At 42.4% G+C, this 20474-nt stretch carries 20 protein-coding genes and 1 pseudogene; 13 read left to right on the top strand and 8 right to left on the bottom strand.

The window, feature by feature from the left end; genetic code table 11:
- The first annotated feature begins 46 nt into the window (after positions 1-46).
- Both dhaL and dhaM read left to right on the top strand, forming a co-directional pair.
- Positions 47-625 (top strand): dihydroxyacetone kinase subunit DhaL, encoded by a 579-nt coding sequence (gene dhaL / locus A5868_RS16315; RefSeq protein ID WP_010779238.1) that lies wholly within the window; start codon positions 47-49, stop codon positions 623-625.
- Positions 618-986, top strand: a complete 369-nt coding sequence (gene dhaM, locus A5868_RS16310; RefSeq protein WP_086304903.1) for a dihydroxyacetone kinase phosphoryl donor subunit DhaM — start codon at positions 618-620, stop codon at positions 984-986. The genes dhaL and dhaM overlap by 8 nt, the downstream gene beginning before the upstream one ends.
- Before the next feature lie 102 nt (positions 987-1088).
- Here dhaM and A5868_RS16305 read toward each other — a convergent pair whose 3' ends face one another.
- Complete coding sequence (locus A5868_RS16305) at positions 1089-2456, bottom strand: MFS transporter (protein WP_086304901.1); 1368 nt, start codon at positions 2454-2456, stop codon at positions 1089-1091.
- A gap of 133 nt (positions 2457-2589) precedes the next feature.
- On the opposite strand from A5868_RS16305, the gene A5868_RS16300 reads away from it, so the two are divergent.
- The 8 genes from A5868_RS16300 to A5868_RS16265 all read left to right on the top strand — a co-directional run bounded on the left by A5868_RS16300 (position 2590) and on the right by A5868_RS16265 (position 9508).
- Positions 2590-3009, top strand: a complete 420-nt coding sequence (locus A5868_RS16300) for a MarR family winged helix-turn-helix transcriptional regulator (protein ID WP_086304899.1) — start codon at positions 2590-2592, stop codon at positions 3007-3009.
- A 13-nt stretch (positions 3010-3022) separates the two neighbouring features.
- On the top strand, positions 3023-3595 hold the full coding sequence (locus A5868_RS16295) for a hypothetical protein (RefSeq protein ID WP_086304897.1): 573 nt from the start codon (positions 3023-3025) through the stop codon (positions 3593-3595).
- Positions 3596-3601: 6 nt separating this feature from the next.
- Positions 3602-3817: a hypothetical protein gene (locus tag A5868_RS16290; protein WP_441316146.1), complete on the top strand. Its 216-nt coding sequence runs from the start codon at positions 3602-3604 to the stop codon at positions 3815-3817.
- A 209-nt stretch (positions 3818-4026) separates the two neighbouring features.
- Positions 4027-4734 carry a deoxynucleoside kinase gene (locus A5868_RS16285; protein ID WP_010779244.1) on the top strand — a complete coding sequence of 236 codons (708 nt, stop codon included), beginning with the start codon at positions 4027-4029 and terminating at the stop codon, positions 4732-4734.
- A 54-nt stretch (positions 4735-4788) separates the two neighbouring features.
- Positions 4789-5532, top strand: a complete 744-nt coding sequence (gene pnuC, locus A5868_RS16280) for a nicotinamide riboside transporter PnuC (RefSeq protein WP_010779245.1) — start codon at positions 4789-4791, stop codon at positions 5530-5532.
- A 205-nt stretch (positions 5533-5737) separates the two neighbouring features.
- A complete protein-coding gene (locus A5868_RS16275) occupies positions 5738-7222 on the top strand; it encodes a sensor histidine kinase (RefSeq protein WP_086304893.1) in 1485 nt (494 codons plus the stop codon).
- A 171-nt stretch (positions 7223-7393) separates the two neighbouring features.
- Complete coding sequence (locus tag A5868_RS16270; RefSeq protein ID WP_086304891.1) at positions 7394-7957, top strand: PadR family transcriptional regulator; 564 nt, start codon at positions 7394-7396, stop codon at positions 7955-7957.
- Between the two features lie 15 nt (positions 7958-7972).
- Entirely contained in the window at positions 7973-9508 is a 1536-nt protein-coding gene (locus A5868_RS16265; protein ID WP_086304889.1) for an MFS transporter, read from the top strand.
- 74 nt (positions 9509-9582) lie between these two features.
- Here A5868_RS16265 and A5868_RS16260 read toward each other — a convergent pair whose 3' ends face one another.
- Positions 9583-10020: an Lrp/AsnC family transcriptional regulator gene (locus tag A5868_RS16260; protein ID WP_086304887.1), complete on the bottom strand. Its 438-nt coding sequence runs from the start codon at positions 10018-10020 to the stop codon at positions 9583-9585.
- Between the two features lie 211 nt (positions 10021-10231).
- Between A5868_RS16260 and kynU the strand changes: the two genes are divergently transcribed.
- Positions 10232-11503: a kynureninase gene (gene kynU / locus A5868_RS16255; RefSeq protein WP_176281337.1), complete on the top strand. Its 1272-nt coding sequence runs from the start codon at positions 10232-10234 to the stop codon at positions 11501-11503.
- 110 nt (positions 11504-11613) lie between these two features.
- Positions 11614-12063: a GNAT family N-acetyltransferase gene (locus tag A5868_RS16250; protein ID WP_086304883.1), complete on the top strand. Its 450-nt coding sequence runs from the start codon at positions 11614-11616 to the stop codon at positions 12061-12063.
- Between the two features lie 139 nt (positions 12064-12202).
- On the opposite strand, the gene A5868_RS16245 is transcribed toward A5868_RS16250, so the two are convergent.
- The 5 genes and pseudogenes from A5868_RS16245 to A5868_RS16225 all read right to left on the bottom strand — a co-directional run bounded on the left by A5868_RS16245 (position 12203) and on the right by A5868_RS16225 (position 18469).
- Positions 12203-13525 carry a 2-hydroxycarboxylate transporter family protein gene (locus A5868_RS16245; RefSeq protein ID WP_086304880.1) on the bottom strand — a complete coding sequence of 441 codons (1323 nt, stop codon included), beginning with the start codon at positions 13523-13525 and terminating at the stop codon, positions 12203-12205.
- Between the two features lie 144 nt (positions 13526-13669).
- Positions 13670-15301, bottom strand: coding sequence for a malolactic enzyme (locus A5868_RS16240; RefSeq protein ID WP_086304878.1), 1632 nt, complete (start codon positions 15299-15301; stop codon positions 13670-13672).
- Between the two features lie 180 nt (positions 15302-15481).
- Positions 15482-15751 (bottom strand): annotated as a pseudogene (locus tag A5868_RS16235) (type II toxin-antitoxin system death-on-curing family toxin); the annotation flags it as partial.
- Positions 15752-15760: 9 nt separating this feature from the next.
- Positions 15761-16648: a LysR family transcriptional regulator gene (locus A5868_RS16230; RefSeq protein ID WP_086304876.1), complete on the bottom strand. Its 888-nt coding sequence runs from the start codon at positions 16646-16648 to the stop codon at positions 15761-15763.
- A gap of 63 nt (positions 16649-16711) precedes the next feature.
- Positions 16712-18469, bottom strand: a complete 1758-nt coding sequence (locus A5868_RS16225) for a CocE/NonD family hydrolase (RefSeq protein WP_086304874.1) — start codon at positions 18467-18469, stop codon at positions 16712-16714.
- 230 nt (positions 18470-18699) lie between these two features.
- Here A5868_RS16225 and A5868_RS16220 point away from each other — a divergent pair, with 230 nt between their 5' ends.
- The gene (locus A5868_RS16220; RefSeq protein WP_086304872.1) at positions 18700-19467 is read left to right on the top strand and encodes a GNAT family N-acetyltransferase; all 768 of its coding nucleotides are present in this window, start codon (positions 18700-18702) and stop codon (positions 19465-19467) included.
- Positions 19468-19517: 50 nt separating this feature from the next.
- On the opposite strand, the gene A5868_RS16215 is transcribed toward A5868_RS16220, so the two are convergent.
- Positions 19518-20429 (bottom strand): LysR family transcriptional regulator, encoded by a 912-nt coding sequence (locus A5868_RS16215; RefSeq protein WP_086304870.1) that lies wholly within the window; start codon positions 20427-20429, stop codon positions 19518-19520.
- Positions 20430-20474 lie beyond the last annotated feature (45 nt).

Below are 20474 nucleotides of genomic sequence, written 5' to 3'. Positions count from 1 at the left end.
ATAACGATCGAAATGCTGTACAAAAGAGTATCCAAGGAGGCCCATTATGTTTACACCAGATAATTTACGAAAAACCTTAGAACTATTCAATGAAAAAATCCAGATCAAGAAAGACTATTTAAGCGAACTCGATACACCGATCGGCGATGGCGACCATGGAAACAATATGGCTCGCGGGATGGACGCGGTGATGGCTGCGGATCTGTCTGGAGAATTGCCGGACATTTTGAAGGCGACTGCTATGGCGTTGATCAGCAAAGTCGGCGGGGCATCAGGTCCTCTTTACGGGACAGCAATGATGGAAATGATGAAAGCCAGCAAAGAATCAAGTGAACCAGAAATCTTACTAAATGCCGCCATTGCGGGGATCGAAAAACGAGGCAATTCAAAACCTGGTGAAAAAACGATGCTTGATCTATGGGTGCCCGCAGTAGAAAACTTGAACAATGGAACGTTGAATCCAGCAACACTTGAGATCTTAGTCGAAAAAACAAAAAATATCAAAGCAACAAAAGGACGGGCTTCTTATGTCGGTGAACGGTCAATCGGACACATTGATCCCGGCGCCATGTCCTCTGCATATTTATTTGAATCCATGATCGAGGCAGGTGTTTTTAATGACTAGAGGCGTAGTATTGGTATCACACACAAAAGAAATTCCCGAAGGACTGAAACGGTTGATCGGTGAAGTCGCAAAAGATGTTCCCGTTACGACTGCCGGAGGGTTAGAAGACGGCGGCATCGGCACATCCATGGAACGGATCTCTCAAGCGATCGAAGAAAATTCCGCTGACGAGCTCCTTGCTTTTTACGACCTTGGCAGTGCCAAAATGAATTTAGAAATGGCCATCGAAATGACCGAAAAAAAAGTGACGCTCTTTGATACCGCTTTGGTTGAAAGTGCGTACACTGCCTGTGCATTACTGGCAGCAGATGTCGGAGAAGCCGATATCGAAACGCAACTCGCTACTTTAAAAGTAAAATAGAAACCCGTTATTCGAGAAGAAGTCAGTGTGAGCTGGCTTCTTTTTTTTGTTGTATCGATGTGCCTACAAAAACTGGCTGCCAAATCGGCAGCCAGTTTTCTGTTAGTTCGGTGTTTTTTCCTTGGTGATTCGTGTTGCAAAATAGACGAGTAACAGGCTGATCAATACGATCAATGCTGCCGAGAAAAAGACGGCGTGATAGCCCGTGGTCGAAAGAGACGAATGTGCAAAAAGGGAAAAAATCATGCCGAAGAAGGTGATCATGAAGCTTTGTCCGAGTGTTCGAAAGAGCGTGATAAATCCCGATACTGCGCCAATATTGTTACCAGTCGCAGCCGCTTGTGCGGATAATACGCTGGTCGTAACCGTCGTCCCAATGCCAAAACCTGAGAAACAAGCCAAAAGGAGAAAGGCAAGATAAGGTGCGTGTTGAGGCAGCACACCTAACACCGCAAATACTGCAATATTGACCGTCAAACAGAAAATCAATAAGCGTCCCCTACCGAAGCGCTTGCCAAGCTGGGCGGAAAAGAACGAACCGGTAATGAAGAAAATGGAGGACGGTAAAAGCGCCAATCCAGCAAAGGTTGGAGACAGGTGCATTTCCGTTTGAATCCATAAAGGCACATAAACTTGAAAGCCAATCAATACCCCGTTGATCAAAAAAGTGATCATTGTAAATAACAGAAATCCGGAAGCCTTGAACGCTTCGATGGGCAAAACAGGGTCTGCTTGCTTTCTTTCACTAAGAAGGAACGTGTACAGAAGGATGATGCCCGCGACGAAGAAAAGTCCGCCAAATCCGAGATTCGTAGTCAGTACTTGAATGCCAACGAGTACAAGAAACAGACTGACCGTTAAAAACAAATATTGTTTCAGTTCATCAAATGAGAATTTCGTTGAAGAAGATTTTTTTTCTTCCTTATAAAAGAACTGAACGATCAATATCGTCAAAAGACCGAAAGGAATATTGATAAAGAAGACCCAATGCCAACTTAGCTGGCTGACTAAGAAGCCGCCAAGTAGCGGGGCAACCAAAGAAGCGATCCCCCAAGCCGAATTATTCAATCCCATGATCTTCCCGCGCGTCTCAAAATCGAACAAATCACCAATCAAGGCAAAGGTGATGGGCATAATGCCGCCAGCGCCGATTCCTTGGAGCACCCGAAAGAGAATCAGCAAAGAAAAGGATGTCGAAATGCCGCATAAAAAAGTTCCGACGATAAACAAGAAAAGTCCGAATAGAAAAACGCGTTTCTTCCCATATTGATCAGCCAGTCGACTTAAAATCGGTGTTGCTAAGGCACTAGAAAATAGATAACTCGAGAATAATAAAGAAAGAGGAACATCGCCAGCGAAGCTTTTAGAGATCGCGTTCGCCGCCGTCACGACGATAGTGGATTCGATCGCTGTCATAAAGGTCGCAATATAGATCGCCAGTAACATCCATCCTTTTTTTGTGTTGCCCATGAAAAGACCTCCTTAATAAGTCACGCATACAAGCCAATGGATTGACAAAAAAATTAAATGGATTTATTATATGCTTGCGCACGCAATTATAAATCGTGCCGACGAGAGTTGTCAACTAAAAAGGAGGGGTTTTATGGAGCAGAAAACAGAAAGTAACTTGAAATGGTTAGGAAAATTATCGAGAGATTATCATAAAGAGCTTGATCTAGAGCTGGCCCCGTTGCGGTTGAACGCTACAAATTATTACTTTATCATGAAGATCCACGATCACGGAGGATTGCCTCAAGAGAAGTTGATCACACTGACAGGACTTAACGGAAGCAATGTGACGAGGACCACACAGAAATTAATCGATCTAGGATTTGTAATAAAAGAAAAAAACGACCACGATCGGAGAGGCTTTCTACTGGAATTAACCGAAGAAGGAAATGCGGTATATGCTGAAATCATCGAAAGCGTTGCGCGTGCTCAATCCAAGTTTCTCTCCTTGTTAACCTCAGCAGAGCAGGAAACATTTGAAAAACTATTAGGAAAATTAGCTGTGTCAGAATGAAAGGGCGATAACCATGCAAATCAAACACCATTTATCAGAACAATTAACAACCATGCCAAAGGACTATGAATTAGTCAATGAAGCGGTTGAGAGTAGAAATAAAAAAACAGTCACCATCGATCGCTACCAAAAAGACGGCGTGTATACCTATAACGGAGAAAGAGTGATTGAAGTCATAGAGAACGGTGTCCTTGTAAGCTTCAAGGATTATTCCCACGTACCCGATGGAAAATTACTATCCAATGAACGGGCGATGGATCTGGCGGAGGAAGTCTTCCATAAAACCAACCGCTCATATGCCAGAGGACTATCCTTCATCCGAATTGAAAATCAACGACGTTCTTTTATTGACGAGAACGGAGTAGAACAAACTTTCCCTGTGCAATGGATCAAGTTTGCACACAGAAACGGCAGCTACAACTGGGTAACCCTCGGCGGCGGCGGTGCAGTGGTAGAAATGGAAATCGATTCACGATGGGATTATTTCCGCGGTCGCCGCAAAACGGAAATGTGGGACAACGATGATTGGGTTCTAGCAAGAGAAGGAAAAGGTCCGCAATTGCCAAGTCCGAGTGCGTTAGCGTAAAGGAGAATACGGATGAACGAGCTTCAATATGAAAGAGACATTGAACTTCTTGGCACTCTTCGGAATCGGCTCCGTCAATTAGAGGAGTCAGAGTATGTCACAGCCTATTACAAAGGCTACAGCTCTAGTGGGATGACGCTGGATGAGATCAAGGATGCGATGGAAGAACTCACAGAAGAAATCCGAGAATTAGAGAATCAGATGGAAGATATGGAATGGTAATGATTTTTACAGGAGACGCGAATACATGAGATTCGCGTCTTTTTTGTTTTGATAGGAAAGAAAGCACATTCAATTCCGTGTAACCGAAAACACTATATATTGTGTCTGTTTTTCTCATATCACTAAAAAGACACAAAATCTAGACTTTACTTCAAAAAAGTTTAGGAGTACTATTATCAAGGATAAAAAATAATTTTTAGTGAGAAGGGATGGATGAAACGATGCTATTGATCGCTGGTACGATTGGTGCGGGAAAAAGCAGTCTGACAGATATGTTGTCGCAGGAGATGAACTCGAAGCCATTTTACGAGAATGTGGATGACAACGAAGTGCTGCCATTGTTTTACTCGAATCCAGAAAAATATACGTTTCTGCTTCAAATATTCTTTTTAAATAAACGCTTTTTAGCAATGAAGGACGCATTGCAGCAAGCGGACAATGTTTTGGATCGCTCGATTTACGAAGACAGTCTGTTATTTCATTTGAATGCGGATCTTGGTCGGGTGAGTGCTGACGAGGTTCTCCAGTACGACAATTTGATGGAGACGATGTTGAAGGAATTGGAGCATGCGGCACCGAAAAAACGACCTGATTTACTGGTGCATATCAAGGTTTCTTTTGATGTGATGCTGGATCGGATCGAAAAAAGAGGGCGTGAGTACGAGCAAGTAGCCACGAATCCAGAGCTCTTGGCGTATTATCGAATGGTAAATGAGCGTTACCAAGAATGGTACGACAACTTCGATATTTGTCCAAAAATCCAAATTGACGGGGATCGCTATGATTTTGTCGCTGATCCGCAAGCGGCGGAGATCGTGATCAAACAAATCAAGGAAGAAACCGAAAAACTGAATCTGCAAGAGCCCCAGAGCTCCCGCTATTCTTCAAGAAGAAGTATTGAAAAAGGTATTTTTTAGTATTTCTTTTTAAATGAACCAAAAAGAACGACCGTTTTCTAGAAGGAGCCAATCATGTTAAACTATTTCAAATTTCTGCTTCATCAATTAAAAGGATGGCCGCAACAAAACTATTATCTCTTTTTCTTTAGCTTAGGCTGTCAGGTCATGACACTCGTCAATCAACCGATGAACGCACTTACAGTGATCACCTTTATCGGAACGACATTAGGTGTGTTATGTATTTTGTCCATCAACGCCGCAAAATCAGTCAACGGTGTTTTAGGAATTATTTCAGCCATTTGTTTTATTTATGTCGGATACTCCGCAAAAAATTATTTGAGCATCGGCGAACAAATCGCGTATATGATCACTTTAGATATTCCCGTTTTATTAAGTAAAGAATGGAATCATAACATGGCATCGAAAATTCGTAAATTTACTGGAAAGACATGGGTCCTCGCGATCATCAGCACGATCCTGATGTATTTCGTTTCGGGTTATTTGATCCAGCGCTTTACGGATGATCCGCGTCCTTGGATCGACGCGATCGCCTTTTCAATCAGTTTGAGCGCCGGAATCATTAGTTTCCTACGCTACAACAATCAATATTACTGGTGGCTAGCTTCAGGTCTTGCCCAGATGGTCCTTTGGTATATCTCATTCAGACATGGATCAGCCAGTTTGGCGATGTTCGTCAACAGTTCCGTCTACTTGATCAATGATGTCTTAGCCTTTACCGTTTCTCCTTGGTACAATAAAAAAGAACGGGAACGGATGCAGCAGATGGAAGAAGAATACTACCATCTGAGTCATTAATTTAAAAAATTGAACGCCTAACAATGCCTAGCTGTTGTTAGGCGTTTTTTTCTGCCAAAAACCATTCAAAATGTTTAAAGAAGTTTTGCTAGATGAATTTATTATGAACAATAAGAACATTCTTTGATTATTCTGTGATTTATGAGATTTGCCTTTGAAAATCAGTTATTGTAAAAGTATCGAGCATGAACGAAGGAGGGCGCGTATGCGGTATTTGTATCAACAGCTTTTAGCGTTTTGGCTGATTATCATTTTGACGATCGTTTTGATCGGTCTTTCTTTCACGAATATTAACCGACGCACGTTGGTGGCTCAAAATTACAATCAAATTCGAGATTATATCGATTCTGTTGAGCGCAATTTGAGTCATCCAGAAGAAAATTTACCGGATACGTTCTCGAGTCCATACAATGCACTGACTAGAGAAGAACACCTACGCTTTTATTTATATAACGCTGAGGTCATCCTTGCGAATCAAGGAATAAAGTTTGTATTGCTGGATAATAACAAATCTGTCATTTATTCTTCCACAGAGTTCAAAATTTTAGATTCCCTATTAAATAACGAAGAGTGGGAAATCATTCGAACGGGAAGAAGCCTTGAGAAAACGATCAAGTACGACCTGAGAGGCGAACCGAGTCAAACGTCCTACATTCTTTCGGGCCGATTTGACCAAGATCAATTTTACGGGGTCTTGATCGCAGCGAAATCAGCCCAAGATTTGGAAAATAGTCAGAAGCTGATTACGGACAATCTATTGAAGGGCTTTGTTATTTCATTATTGTTTGGCGGCGCTATCAGTTTTGCCCTTGCGACACGTCAGGTGAAGAAGATCAACGATTTGAAGCGGGCAGTCAACCAAATCACGAATCGAAATTTTGAGATCACGGTGGAAGAGGAAAAGGGAAAAGATGAGTTCAATGAATTGGCGCATGATTTCAATAAAATGGCGGTGGCTTTGCAGGACAATGAAAAGGAAATCATTCGCCAAGAAGAGCTGCGTAAGCAATTTATGGCAAACACGTCCCACGAAATGCGCACCCCATTGACGACGATCAAAGGTCTGCTGGAGGGATTGAAATACAATGCGATCCCTGAAACGCAAAAGGATAAAGCCATTGTGCTGATGCAAAATGAGACGGATCGGCTGATTCGCTTAGTGAAGCAAAATTTGGATTATGAAACCATACGCAGCCATCAGATTACCTTAACGATGTGTTCTTTTGATGGAACGGACGTATTAAGAAACATTCTGACGCAATTTCAAGAAACGGCCGACGCTGTGAATGACCGCTTGATCTTGCTGAATGAGCAGCCGGTCGAGGTGTACGCCGACCGTGATCGTTTCATCCAGATCATGGTCAATGTGATCCAGAACGCCATCCAATTTACGGACAAGGGTGAGATAACAGTCGACCTGCGAGAAACGGATTCAACGGTTCTTGTCTCTGTGGAAGATACGGGCATCGGGATGACCGAAGAGGAACAAAAAAATATCTGGGATCGTTATTATAAGGCTGATCCTTCAAGAAAAAATACGAAGCTCGGCGAATCTGGTTTGGGACTTTCTATTGTGAAAGAATTGATTCAGCTTCATGGCGGATCGATCGATGTTTCAAGTCAGAAGGAAGTCGGAACCCTGTTTGTGATCCGATTACCGAAAAAGACGCTGGAGAAAGACAAGCAATAGAAGTCGCTGAAAACAGCGATCAAATTTGTCAGACTGATTCCTTTGAATCGGTCTTTTTTTGTGGAAACAAGGTGAGAGAACTTTCTAGTTGACAATGTGTCTAAAAGACTTATAATAACAAAGTCGATAGATCTAAAAGACTGATGAAGGGGCATCAGGAAGGGGGATAATATGTACGATTTACTACTTTTAGGTTCACTGATCACTGGCGATAAGACCGGCTACAAGCTTCAAAAAATTGTCGGATCTGCTTTGCAGCCGATGCGAAAAGTGTCCAGCGGGGTCTTATATCCCTCACTGGAACGGCTGGAGAAAGAAGGGCTCGTCACCTCCACGATCCATGAAGAAGGTCGAAAGATGAAATTATGGCACATCACCGCGTCGGGTGTGGACCGATTCATTGAATTGATGAAGGAAAAAATCCCTTCGGACGCGAAGCGAAATGACAGGCTCCACTTTAAGCTGCGTTCGTTGGATAGCGTGTCGCTAACGGAGCAACTAGCAATATTAGAGGAATTTCAGTCATTTATTGAAAAGGATTTGGATTTTTATCAACACGCGCAAAAGGATATGACGGAGCATCAGGCGCGTTTTCCAGAAAACAAGGAACGCTTTCGTATTTTGGTCGAAGCCTATGAATTGGATATCCAATTAGCCAAAACAAAATTAACATGGATCAATAAACAGCTTGCTGATCGAAAGAATTCTGCTCAGCAGCTTGATACTTATAACTAGGGGTGCAAACAATTTATGGAAAATTCTTCAAAAAAATGGTTCTCATTAGTCGCGATGTCTTTGGGCGTCTTTATGGGACTTTTGGACGTGACAGTAGTAAATGTGGCGTTGCCAACAATGCAAAAGGCCTTCGATGCACCATTTACACAATTACAGTGGGTGCTGAATGCCTACACATTAGTATTCGCGGTCACGTTGCTGATCGTGTCAAAAATGGGAGATATGTACGGGCGAAAGAAAGTCTTTTTGGCAAGCTTGATTTTATTCGTCATTGCTTCAGTAGTGAACGGCTTTGCGCCGACTTTGCTGGTTCTAGACATCGGACGGGGAATCCAAGCCATCGGTGGAGCAGGCATGATGTCTCTGTCAATGGCGTTAGTTGCTTCAAATTTTGATGGCAAACAACGTGGGTTAGCGTTGGGGATCTTAGGGTCGGTTATTGGACTATCTTCCGCTTCTGGGCCATTAGTGGGCGGCTTATTGGTAGATGCCTTTGGTTGGGAATCGATTTTCTTTATCAATTTGCCGATCGGGATTATCGCTGTTTTAATGACGATGCGTTATGTAAATGAGACGCCGAGCTACGGAAAAGATCAGAAAATTGATTTTCTTGGGATGATTTTGTCTGCCGCAGCATTATTTAGTGCGATCTATGGCTTGATCGAAAAGGAAACACACATCAATTGGGGTTGGACAAACCCTCACGTTGGTGGCTGGATGCTTTTAGCGGTCGTGTTCTTAGCGTTATTTATCTTTGTCGAATCAAAGGTCGAAAGTCCTATGATGAACCTGAAGATGTTCAAGAATATCAACTTTGTCGGGTCGGTGATCGTTGCTTTTGCGCTAGGTTCAGGAATTTATGCGTTTAATACGTACTTAACAGTATTGATGCAGAACTACATTGGCTGGTCTGCCTTTGACACGGGGATTCGTCAATTGGCACTATCTGTCTGGTCCTTGATTTTAGGACCCGTAGTTGGGATTCTGGGAAATAAATTCTCGAAAAAATGGATGATCGTTGCGGGCTTATTGGTCAGCGGCGCCGGTTTTCTTTTCTTGATCGGTCAGCTTTCCCCTACGATGGGGTATGCACAATTGTGGCCAACGCTAGTGATGATCGGGATCGCCAACGGGATCGTGAACCCGGTATTGAACTCCGCTGGGTTAGAAGGGGTCGCGCCTCATGAGATGGGGATGGCTTCAGGCTTGTTGAACGTCTTCCGACAATTTGGTACCAGCTTTGGGGTGGTGATCCTAGGCTTAGTAGAGGCAAACCGTTACGCGGCTGTCCTTAATCAGCATGCCGCATCAATGCACTTGCCAGAAAAATTGACCACCAGCTTGATCAATGCCGGACCTTTCTCTGGTCATCAAATCGTGTTCTCAGAGTCATTAAAGAACGCACCTTTTGCCCACGAATTGCAAAAGGTAGTGGTGAATGCCTTTGATAAGGGACTGATCCAGATTTGTTATGTGGCTGGAACCATCGTGCTGATCGGTGCTGTTGGTGCAGCGATCTTTATGCGTGAAAACAAAGAAACGATTCAATAGAGCAGGCTCTTTATTAAAAAGATAGACCGACCGCCAATGTTAGATCGAAATCTAACGCTGGCGATCGGTCTTTTTTAGAGGTCATCGATGAATTTCTTGTTATTTTTTTCTTCTAAAATAATCGACGTAGAAACTTTCCCATAAGCCATCAACTTGGAAAGAATCTCCTCCACCTCGCTAACGGAACGCGCATGACCGAAAAGAATATAGTTTTCTTCTCCGGTTACGGCATAAATAGAAACAAAGGCACTGATTTCCTCGACGATAGAAACAAATTTTTGTGCTGAAATCGTCAGATCACTGATTTTAACGAACAATGGCAGGGTGTAGCCTAGTTTTTTATAGTCGATATCAACAGTAAATGCGTTTAAAATCTCTTCATCCATCAAGCGCTGAATGCGTGTTTTTACACTCGGTTCGGAAAGAGCGACTTCTTTTGAAAGATTTTTTACCGTTGTTCGGCTGTTTTTTGAAAGTAGTTTTAAAAGTTTCAAATCTGTTTGGTCAAGCATGAAAGAGTCTCCTTTATTTATACTAAAAAATTCCTTCATTTTCCTTATTTAATAAAAATAGAGCCCGAAATCTATTGGTTATCTTATATAAAAAAAGTGGGCAGAGGGATAAACTTTTAGGTAAGGACGTTATCAGACGAGCATTGAGTGTATTATAACTGAATGCATCCGTTTCTGGTAGGAAAATTTAATTAATGGAGCGTGGATGACGATGGAACGAACATTTGAAAAGGGCATCGAGTTTGCCAAAGCAATGGATTTAAAGGATGAATTACGAGACTATCGCAAGGAGTTCTTTCTCCAAGAAAACGAGATTTACATGGATGGAAATTCTTTAGGGATGGCCTCTAAACCAGCCGTTGAAAGTTTGGAGAAAATGATTGAGCGCTGGAAGGTGGAAGGGGTGCGTGCGTGGAATGACCTTTATCGCTACAGTGAGAAAATCGCGGAACTGATGGCGCCGTTGATCTGTGCCTCAGCAAAGGAGGTCACCGTGACTGGAAGTACGACAGCGAATATCCATCAGGCATTGGCAACTTTTTATCACCCAACAGCGAAGAAATATAAAATTTTGATCGATGATTTAAATTTTCCTACGGATCGGTATGCGGTGGAAAGCATCGTTCAGCTAAAGGGGTATTCAGCAGCAGAGGGCGTGAAGGTAGTGCCAAGTACAGACGGGCAATTTATTGATGAAGAGGCGATGATCGAGGCGATGACAGAGGATGTCGCAGTCATCCTGCTGCCGGCGGTCCTCTATCGGAGTGCGCAACTGCTGGATATGAAACGCCTGACTGAAGAAGCCCACAAGAGGGGTATCCTGATTGGCTTTGATCTCTGCCATGGGATCGGCGCAGTCGAGATCGACTTTTCAGTGATTCAACCGGATTTTGCTGTGTGGTGTACGTATAAATACTTGAATGGCGGCTTTGGATCAACAGCGGGTCTCTACATCAATCAAAAGCATTTTCAACAAACACCAGGCTTGGCTGGCTGGTTTGGAAATCGGAACGACACGCAATTTCAATTGAAGCAACAGTTTGAACATCAACCAGATGCGAGTGGTTGGCAGATTGGTTCCCCCGCACTCTTCTCGATGGCGACCCTGGAAGGGGCATTGCAGGTTTTTAAGGTGGTTGGAATGGCGACAATCAGAGAAGTTTCACTGGCTAAAACGGCGTACCTTATGTATTTGATCGATGAACGGTTGACCGCCTATGGCTATTCTTATACAAATAAGCAGGAAGATTCTCTTCGTGGCGGGCATATATGTGTGGTCCATCGTGAAGCCTATCGAATTGCGGCGGCATTGAGAGATCATCACGTAGTTCCTGATTTTCGTGAACCCAATGTCATTCGCTTAGCGCCGATCGCCTTGTACACTTCCTATGAAGACATCCACAAAGTCGTTGATACGTTGGAAGAAATTGTTCGAGAAAAAATCTATTTAAATTACAGCAACGAACGTTCCGCGGTCGTTTGATAAGAAAAACTACCTACTATTAAAAGAAACAGCAATCGGCGCATCGATTGCTGTTTCTTTCTCTATTTGTTACTGTAAAAGCAGGTAAAAGATAAAGGAGGGACGAAAGAATGAGCTTGACGATCAAAGAGGTAGGCGAGACCAATTGGCGAGCTGTCTGTGGTCTTACCGTCGCAAAGAATCAGAAAGGATTCATTGAAAGCAATGCGCGATCCTTATTAGAAGCGGCTTACGACGTATCCCTTCATTGGCAGCCTCTCGCTCTATACGATGGGGAACTTCTTGTGGGTTTTTCGATGATCGGCGCAAAGCAAGAGGAGGAGATGTGGCTAGATCGTTTGATGATCGACGCGCAATTTCAAGGAAAAGGCTACGGCACACGGGTTATCCCGATAATCCTTCAATTCATGAGGCAACAGTATGGAGTCCGTCGAATCTATTTGAGTATCCACGATGAAAATGAGAAAATTCTTCCCTATTACCAACGCTTTGGGTTTATCGACAGCGGAAAATACGATCCTGAAAATGGAGAACGGATCATGTTTTTAGACATAGAATAACTGGTTGTCACGTCTTCATTAGCTTCTTAACTAAAATAAAAAGAACAAAGTGCATTGATGGTAGAGTCAACGCGCTTTGTTCTTTTTTATCTAATGTTTCTATGGTTAAAAGAGAGGGAGAATAGAACTAACTAGTAGATTAAGAGAATAGCTGCATAAGGAATCCCGAAATGATCAGTACGATCGCACCGCCAAGACGGTTCCCCATTTGAGCGAAAGCAATCAATTCCATGCGGTTTGCGGCAGATAATACAGCCACGTTACCAGTACCGCCCATGGAGTTGTTACATAGTCCGGCAGTAATGGTTGATTCGATAGGGTACAAGCCGAAGAGGCGTCCGACGAATCCAGAAACAAGAGAGATCACAACCACACTTGTTAAACATAAAACAACAAATTGCCATGTTAATGCAGAAGCTAACACGTTCAAGTTCAATAACGCAATACCAATACCGGCTAAAACAGCGGCAGTTAGGTTTTTAACGATCAAATTATTGAACATGATTGCTGCGTCTTCATAATATTCAGGCAAGATGTTCGTGATTTTACAAATAACAACGATGATGATCATAAATGCGTAGGCATGGATCTTTGGAACGAAGAAGTTACAGATTTGTCCTAAGATGAAGAAGGACAAAGCAACCATCAAACCAACACCCAATTGAGCGATATCTGGTTTCACTTCGCGAGGTTTGCCATCGCCAAGGTCGCCTTTTTCCATCAATTTTCCGTTACCGTTCAATTTAGGCAACGATTGTCCAGCACGCGCGACTAACGCAGCACCAATGATTGCTAAAACGTTGGTCATAGCAGTTGCCGGAATCAAACGGGAAATGATGGCAGAAGCATCGGTTCCTAAAACATGTGCATAGATCGTTGATAATGGCACGGCACCAGCACCCACACCGCCAGCCATAGCAGGCAATGAAATGTACAAGACAGAGTTCGCAAACCCGTTACCGATCAGCATACCAACAAGTCCAACGGCAAAGAAAGAAACGATCATTGAAATAAGAGCAACAGGAATAAAACGAACAGATGCCTTCATCAATAGTTTACGGTTCATTCCTAAAATACTACCGGTGATCAAAGCAGCGATGTAAAAATCTAAGAAGCCCATGTTTGTCACGAAGTTTTCTGTTGATTTTACCACTGCGTCAGGTAAGATTCCGAACGTTGCGATTGCAGCAGAAGCGAAGATCGCAAAAACAGAGCCGCCGCCAAGATAACTTTTAACGATAGGGATTTTGTTGCCGATAAAATGGAATAAGTTCCCAAAAATAACAAGAATCGCGATTGGTCCGATCATATTTGTCGGTAATTTTCCTAACGCCATCGCCACGATCAAGACAACGACCATGATCAAGTAGATAGGCAAACTCACACCGCTGATTTTTGTTGACCAGAAGCTGGTCTTTTTTTCTTCAACTGGCGTAGCAGCTGATGTATCTTTTTGTGTCATTTTTTAAAGATCCTTTCTTTAGTAAAACGTTGGTTGAATCCATAAAAATGGGGAGTAGAGTCACATCTACTCCCTCATCTAAGAGAGTTGTTTCTATCTATATCTAAACGAATCATTTAAGAGAGAGGGGAAGCTGATTCGGGATTAGTCTTTGTATTCTGGAGCCCATTTCGCTGCTTCAACAGCGGCTTTTACGTCTGAGATTTCTTCACGGTTCAATTTTTGGTCAACAACGGATTTAACCACTGTTTCCGCGATGATTTGTGAGAATTCCGTTAATTTCGCAACTGGAGGCAAGATTGATGCACCAGGTTTTGTTACGTCAACGATTCCGCCAAGTGCGCGGCTTGCTTGAGAAATGATTTCATCATTGACACGAGTAGACGTAGAAGCGATCAAGCCTAAACCAAGACCAGGGTACATCAAGGCATTGTTTGCTTGTCCGATTTGGTACGTCACGCCGTTGTATTCCACATCAGCAGCTGGGATACCTGTTCCGATCAATGCTTTACCATCTGTCCAGTTAATTAGGTCTTCAGCAGTTGCTTCAGCTAATTTTGTTGGGTTTGATAAAGGCATAATGATTGGGCGAGGTGTGTGTGCAGCCATTTCTTTGATGACTGTTTCACTGAAGGCACCTGGTTGAGTAGATGTACCGATCATGATTGTTGGGTGGATTTCTTTAACAACGGCTTCTAAGTTTGTTAATTCTTCGCTATTTGTAAATTCACCACGTTTTCTAGCAAATGGGATTTGACCAGGTGTCAAGCCTTCTGTATCTTCAAACAACAAGCCTTGTTTGTCGACTTGGTAGAAGTGTTTGCGAGCTTCTTCTTCAGGTGTTCCTTGGCGAACCATTTCTTTTAATAGAATGTTTGCAATACCGACACCGGCTGTACCAGCACCAAATGTCAAGATCGTTTGATCTTTCAAGGCTTCACCAGAAATGTTCAATCCGCCTAAAACACCGGCAAGAACAACGATACCAGTACCTTGGATATCATCATTGAAGGTCGTGATTTTGTCTTGGTATTTTTCTAAAATATTTGCTGCATTGCCGCGTCCGAAGTCTTCCCAATGTAATAGTAATTCAGGGAAAAGATCTGTTGCTGATTCAACGAATTGGTCGATGAAGTCATAGTAGGTGTCGCCAGTCACACGTTCGTGGCGGTTCCCTAAGTAAAGCGGGTTGTTCAATAATGTTTCGTTGTTTGTACCAGCATCGATGGAAACAGGTAATACTTGCGCAGGGTTGATACCCGCTGCAGCCGTATAAACCATTAATTTACCGATGGCGATATCCACACCGTTGACACCCCAGTCGCCCATACCTAAGATTCCTTCTGCGTCAGTCACAACGATCAAACGAATATCGCGGCCGTCAGCAGCATTTTTCAAGCTGTCTTTGATGCTTTCTGGATCATCGATTGATAAGAAAGCAGCGTCTTGTGGTTCAACAAAGATTTCGTTGTATTGTTCGATGGAATCCGCAACAACTGGATCATAAACGATTGGCATGAATTCAACGATATGTTGACCCATTAATTTGTAGAACAATGTGCGGTTTGTATTGAAGATGTTCATTAAGAAAATACGTTTTTCTAAATCAGATGGTTTGCTTAGGTATTGTCCATACGCTTGAACGGCTTGTTGTTCTAATGTTTGAACAGTGCTAGGAAGCATACCAGTGATGCCGTATTTTGCGCGTTCTTCTTTAGTAAAAGCAGTCCCTTTATTTAGAAAAGGGTTGTTTAATAGGTTTAAACCTGTAATCATAAATAAATCCTCCTAAAATTTGATTGCTCACGAAGTATAAAAGGGAGGGCAAACTATAGTCAAAACATTGGGTAACGATAAAAAAAATTTATATGAGGGAGGTTAGAATAGAGGGACAGTGGGGGAATTAAAAAAGGAAAATCTTTTACAGATTTTCCTTAGCAGTTATTAAAAATAGTTTCATAGGTTGCGGGTAGTCAATTTGATGACCTCAGAAACATCGTCCTTAAGCTGATCAAAATCTCCGGAAAAAGTAGCGATATAAACGTCCAGATCAACTTCATCTTGCTACGGCAGAACAAACGAATACCCATTGATCCGTAAAAATACTAAAGCAGACATTAAAGCTGTCCGTTTGTTCGCATTGTGAAGCGGATGCTTCTTTATCAGTTGAATCATCAGAATGGCCGCTTTTTCGTAAATCGAAGGATACACCGTATATACGAAGGCCTCAAATGTTTATTCATCTGATACTAGTTCTCGAAGATACTCATTTTTATTTTCTTTATCGAATGCCGCAACAATCGTTTGATCAGTGTCATCGTTTTTTAAATCAATGATCTTAATATGGTACTTGTCTTCCAGTGAGCCATCATTCATCCCCGAATAGAGGAAAGCCAAACCTTCACCAACTGAAACCTTCGCTAGACCGGCATCGAGATCCTTCACATAAGAATTTGCTTTGACATTGAAGCCATAATGGATAAATTGGCTGACAACGTAATCAACAATGATCGGTGATTGTTGTCTTTCTAATAAAATAAACGTCTCTTGACTTAGATCCGCAAAATCAACTTGCTTCTTACGACTCAGAGGATGATGAATCGGTACCGCGATCTGTAAACGATTTTGAATAAAGGGAATTTTTTCGATCGGCTCATTATGCTGAAAATAAGTCGCTAGATTAAAGACCACGTCATATTGGCCATTAGTCAGACCATCCGTTAAGTTCATCGGGGTGTCTTGTTTCAATAAAAATTTTATATTCGGATGATCTACTTTGAAATGCTCAAGTAAGTCGTACATTTTCCTCATATTGAAATTCGGCAGATAACCGATGCGTAGAAGCTGTGTTCCTTTGTCGGAAGCCTCTTGCTGATCGAACATGTGGGACAAATGCTCGACCTGTTTTAAAACATCATTTGCTTCAGTCAAGAACTGTTCGCCGGCATTCGAAAGGACGAGACCGTGGTTAGTACGAATAAATAGTTGCATACCTAATTCGACCTCTAGTTCTTGGATTCTTCTGCTTAAAGTGGGTTGCGAAATGAATAGTTTCTGAGAAGCCTTAGTAAAACTCCCTTCAGTCGCGACTTCCACAAAGTATTCCAAATTTGATAACTTCATACGGACCTCCGATCCAATCATACTAGCTGTAGTCAGTATAAAGTCATCAGTGATTTTTCACAATTATTTTACAATAGGCAATTGCAGATATGAAGCATATTCGCCGCCAGTATGCAGGATATGAGCTTCATGATTGTCAGGTTTAGCACCAGGAGTACCGGGCATTACAGAACCGAGCTCATCTTTTGTACTTACGACGACTCTTAAGGTTTCTCCAGCTTCATAGGCTAAGCCCATGGGACTCAAGACAATATCCATTTCAACGATTTCTCCTTGAGAAAGCTTTTCTACACAATCAAAGCGATAGGCAGGAATTTCATCCGTTGAAAGCTGATCATCAAGCTGACGCATCGATGCCCGCAGACGTCCCCAAGCCCCTTTATAGCGCAACGCCGAAGCACCTTCTTGGGTAAAGTCTTGTAAGGCAGCTCCATGATTCGGCACGACAAATTCGCTTAATACATTGCCGAATTTATCCAATTTTTGTATCCAAACAAAGACATCCATATCATCGTAGCCATCCGCTTCCATGAACAGCTTTGCTTTTGGATAACCGACGAACGTTGTTGCTTGATCGAAGGTCATTTGGAAAGAGGTTCTTCCTGGTAAAGCTTCGGCTGTGTAGTTTACTGGAAAATCTGCTAATTCAGGATTCTCTTGCAACGTACGAAAGCGGCCGTTCATGTAATAGCGTTTAGTTTCACTTGCAGCAGGTGGAAAGCTTTCTGCTGAAATATCCGTTTGATTGCCGCCTTGAAAATCAAGGATTGAGTAACGAACCGTTGGTGTTTCCAGCCAATCATTTTCTTTTCCAAGTAAATAGTAGTCGAAGAAGCGGCGCAGTTCTTCAATATTTTTTTCATCATAATAGTAAGGCCATTCTTGACGGTCATGGATGCGAAGCCATTTTTCTTTTGAGCCTAGCGTACGCCAAGAACGGAAGGTGCCCATCGTGTGGAGCGTGTTTGAATAGCTGGCGATGACGAATGCTGGTACAGTGATCTTCCTTGGATCAGCCATTTTATCTTTCCAAAGCGCCGCATCTGCCAATGGATAAGCATCCATTTCCTTGGTCAAATCTTCCCGCAGCGCGCCAGTGGCACTGACATGGTTGACTTGCAGACGCTCGATGAAATTCTTATCAGGAATGCCTCCAATAAAGGCTAGATCACGATAACCGTCAGCCAACCCTTCTGTTGGATTGATACAAGTTAGGTGAGGCGGTTGTTCTGCTGCGATATACCATTGGGAGAAGGCCAAGTAAGAAGTTCCTGTCAGAGCTATTTTTCCGTTGCTCCAATTTTGTGCTGCCAACCATTCAATCAAATCGTAACCGTCTTCGGCTTCTTGTGAACCGAGCATCGTTGTATTGCCTTCGCTATGAGCGATGCCTCGCATATCTGGATTGCAGACTGCATAGCCATGAGCACACCAATAATCGGGATCTGGTGCTTCAAATTTTGTTAAACCGGAATTCCAGTGATTGCCCATGCCTAACATATTGAACAAATTTTTATAACGTGGAGCAGTTCCGGCGCTTTTTCCGTAAGGGCTCCAAGCAATCAAAACAGGAACTTTTTCTACGGTTACCGGTAAATAAATATCGGTGTAAATCGTCACGCCATCGCGCAATGTCACGGGCACATCCTTTAACATTCGAATGTCTCCTGATAGCGGCTTAAAACCTTTTGCGATCACTTCGCTTTTTTTCAAAATCACTTCTTTGGTTTCGAAGGGACTAAGCACACCATGTTCGATCCCATCATCAATGTATTCAAAAGCTGGACTAAATTTCATTTTATCTGTAATTTTTGCGGTCATATTCTTTTCCTCCACTTCTTTCTAGTTGTTGAACAGTTCGAATTATAGGAGTCCTTTTGAAGAAAGTAAAAGTCCGAATTTGGATAGTCACACTTTGTTTTTTTTAGCTATGCAAAAAATGAATAGCCAAAGTTGAGTTCACTTCAGATTTACTAATACTAGGATTTGTCTAAGCAATTTAAGGTAGAATAGAAGAAAGAAGTTTATGGAAAACAGAGGAGGAAAGCACCATGCGTCAACATAAAACTATTACACCTGAAATAAGAAAGCTGCTCTCATTTTCTCCATTGCAATACATGCTTGATACAGTGGAGGAGAACCCGCAATTAGCCAGAATCTTTACAGACGACAACGACCTCTCGGAATGGTGCCTGCTGATCTTCGGTCACTACATTTGGATAGCTGGAAATATTGAAAACAGGGAAGAGGAGATTTCTTCTGTCATCGCTGAGACGGATCAAGAGATAGTGATCGTTTTCTACGATGGCTTAGCGATTCCGAAAATGATCAAATCGAATTTTGCTTCTGTTTTTGAAAATGTTCGCAGTCTTTTTTATATTTTACCAGTGCAAAAAGAAATAACGACATATGAAGGGGTAGCGGCAATTGACCAAGAAATGATGAGTTCGGATATAAGTAATTTGGGCATGATTATCGAGGAAGTTAGCGAGACGGCTAGCTACAGCAATCTTGATTCTTTCTTGCAGGAAGGTATTGGCTATGCATTCCTAGCAGAAGATAAAGTGCAGGGATTTTGTACAAGTGAATATCAAAGCAGTAAATCAATTGCGATTGGGATCGAGCTAAGTGAGGAATATCAAAGAAGAGGCATCGCCTCAAATATGGTAAGGTTATTCTTAAATGAAGCAAGCAAACGAAAACTAGCTGTTTATTGGGATTGCTGGAAAGAAAATGTTCCCTCAATTAAAACGGCAAAAGCATCTGGTTTTACAAAAATAGCGGAATATCCCGTGTTGATTATCGATAAGCAAGGTTGACAAAAAGGTTCCCCATTGACTTTTTCAATGAGGGAACCTTTTTTATTTTATTAAGAATCAATTGTTTCATGAGGCTCTATGGTTTCCAACAGCTCAGTTACTAGCAATGGAATCATCGGATTGGTATTTCCATTCTTATAGGCCAGCACAAAATCTAGACCGTCATCCAGTTCCTCAATATCAAGTATCGCAATATCTTCAGATGACCTTTCGCCAGGTCGACTAGAAAATACGAAAGTGATTCCTTTTCCGGACCCCGTCAGCAGCATCGCCGTTTCCGCGTCATTGACATAATAGGAAACATTCGGTGAAAAACCATTTTTTATACATAGTCCCGTTGCATAATCGACAGTGGACGGCGACATTTTACGATCAAGTAAAATAAATCGTTCATCAGCTAAATCCTTTATGTACACTTTCTTCTGATTCGCCAAGCGATGATTGCGAGGAACAGCGACTTGCAGCATATTATCTTGCAGCTTAAAAACTTCAAGATCTGGCAACGACTCGACACAGATTTTCAATGTAAAAATCACATCATAATTGTCCTGCGTCAGATCATCTGTCAGTTCTGAGGAACCTCCTCGTGACAGTAGAATATCGACTTGCGGATTTTCCTTAGTGATTGATTTTAGTGCCTGCGACATTAGTGTGGTATCTAAAAACACTTGATAGCCGATCCGAAGCGAACCAGTTAGGTCATTATTCTCGTTTTTGACTAATTCACTTAAGTTATCGCATTTCTTAATAATCACTTTTGCTTCAGGCAGCAGGCGATGTCCCGCGGGAGTCAAAACGAGGGAATGGCGGCTGCGAATAAAGAGCTGAGCGCCTAATTCTTCCTCGAGATCCAAGATTTGCCGGCTCAAAGTAGGCTGAGTCACAAATAAACGCTCAGAGGCTTTGGTGAAGCTTGAATATTCCGCAACGGTTATAAAATAACGTAAACTTATCAGATTCATGAGTTGTCCTTTCTAGGCAGAGGGCTACTATTCACTTAATGCATA

Origin of the sequence: Enterococcus sp. 12F9_DIV0723 (assembly GCF_002174375.1) — a bacterium.
GTDB lineage: Bacteria > Bacillota > Bacilli > Lactobacillales > Enterococcaceae > Enterococcus_A > Enterococcus_A gilvus.
The sequence above is the reverse complement of the archived record's forward strand: the minus strand, read 5'-3'. Positions and strand labels throughout refer to the sequence as shown.

Excerpts from the sequence above, each read along its gene's own strand:
- dhaL (WP_010779238.1), top strand. The coding sequence starts at position 47 with ATGTTTACACCAGATAATTTACGAAAAACCTTAGAACTATTCAATGAA.
- dhaM (WP_086304903.1), top strand. The coding sequence starts at position 618 with ATGACTAGAGGCGTAGTATTGGTATCACACACAAAAGAAATTCCCGAA.
- A5868_RS16305 (WP_086304901.1), bottom strand. The coding sequence starts at position 2,456 with ATGGGCAACACAAAAAAAGGATGGATGTTACTGGCGATCTATATTGCG.
- A5868_RS16300 (WP_086304899.1), top strand. The coding sequence starts at position 2,590 with ATGGAGCAGAAAACAGAAAGTAACTTGAAATGGTTAGGAAAATTATCG.
- A5868_RS16295 (WP_086304897.1), top strand. The coding sequence starts at position 3,023 with ATGCAAATCAAACACCATTTATCAGAACAATTAACAACCATGCCAAAG.
- A5868_RS16285 (WP_010779244.1), top strand. The coding sequence starts at position 4,027 with ATGGATGAAACGATGCTATTGATCGCTGGTACGATTGGTGCGGGAAAA.
- pnuC (WP_010779245.1), top strand. The coding sequence starts at position 4,789 with ATGTTAAACTATTTCAAATTTCTGCTTCATCAATTAAAAGGATGGCCG.
- A5868_RS16275 (WP_086304893.1), top strand. The coding sequence starts at position 5,738 with ATGCGGTATTTGTATCAACAGCTTTTAGCGTTTTGGCTGATTATCATT.
- A5868_RS16270 (WP_086304891.1), top strand. The coding sequence starts at position 7,394 with ATGTACGATTTACTACTTTTAGGTTCACTGATCACTGGCGATAAGACC.
- A5868_RS16265 (WP_086304889.1), top strand. The coding sequence starts at position 7,973 with ATGGAAAATTCTTCAAAAAAATGGTTCTCATTAGTCGCGATGTCTTTG.
- A5868_RS16260 (WP_086304887.1), bottom strand. The coding sequence starts at position 10,020 with ATGCTTGACCAAACAGATTTGAAACTTTTAAAACTACTTTCAAAAAAC.
- kynU (WP_176281337.1), top strand. The coding sequence starts at position 10,232 with ATGGAACGAACATTTGAAAAGGGCATCGAGTTTGCCAAAGCAATGGAT.
- A5868_RS16250 (WP_086304883.1), top strand. The coding sequence starts at position 11,614 with ATGAGCTTGACGATCAAAGAGGTAGGCGAGACCAATTGGCGAGCTGTC.
- A5868_RS16245 (WP_086304880.1), bottom strand. The coding sequence starts at position 13,525 with ATGACACAAAAAGATACATCAGCTGCTACGCCAGTTGAAGAAAAAAAG.
- A5868_RS16240 (WP_086304878.1), bottom strand. The coding sequence starts at position 15,301 with ATGATTACAGGTTTAAACCTATTAAACAACCCTTTTCTAAATAAAGGG.
- A5868_RS16230 (WP_086304876.1), bottom strand. The coding sequence starts at position 16,648 with ATGAAGTTATCAAATTTGGAATACTTTGTGGAAGTCGCGACTGAAGGG.
- A5868_RS16225 (WP_086304874.1), bottom strand. The coding sequence starts at position 18,469 with ATGACCGCAAAAATTACAGATAAAATGAAATTTAGTCCAGCTTTTGAA.
- A5868_RS16220 (WP_086304872.1), top strand. The coding sequence starts at position 18,700 with ATGCGTCAACATAAAACTATTACACCTGAAATAAGAAAGCTGCTCTCA.
- A5868_RS16215 (WP_086304870.1), bottom strand. The coding sequence starts at position 20,429 with ATGAATCTGATAAGTTTACGTTATTTTATAACCGTTGCGGAATATTCA.